Origin of the sequence: Microvirga roseola, from assembly GCF_020866965.1 — a bacterium.
GTDB lineage: Bacteria > Pseudomonadota > Alphaproteobacteria > Rhizobiales > Beijerinckiaceae > Microvirga > Microvirga roseola.
Map to the genome: position 1 here is coordinate 1 of NZ_JAJATX010000208.1, position 422 is coordinate 422.

A 422-nucleotide genomic window follows, 5' to 3' on the forward strand; every position below is an offset into this window, starting at 1 on the left:
CGAGTGTAACGGCTCTGTCGGACGGCGGCTGGGTGGTGACCTGGGAATCGTATGGTCAGGATGGCTCCGGCTATGGCATCTATCAGCAGCGCTACGACTCTGCCGGCACGGCGGTTGACGGCGAGCAGCAGGTAAACACCTATACGACCGACGGCCAAAGTCTTCCGGATGTGACGGCTCTGGCGGACGGCGGCTGGGTGGTGAGCTGGCGCTCCGACGGTCAGGACGGCTCCGGCACTGGCATCTATCAGCAGCTCTATGATGCTACCGGCACAGCGGTGGGCGGCGAGCAGCAGGTCAACTCGTACACGACCAGCACCCAAGACGAATCGCGTGTGACGGCTCTGTCGGATGGCGGCTGGGTGGTCACCTGGCATTCCGACGGTCAGGACGGCTCCGGCTATGGCGTCTACCAGCAGCGC

At 64.5% G+C, this 422-nt stretch carries 1 protein-coding gene; it reads left to right on the plus strand.

Annotated features, from left to right (window positions below; genetic code table 11):
• Positions 1-422 (plus strand): hypothetical protein (locus LG661_RS24910; protein ID WP_230534671.1); only part of this gene is annotated, 422 nt, incomplete at both ends.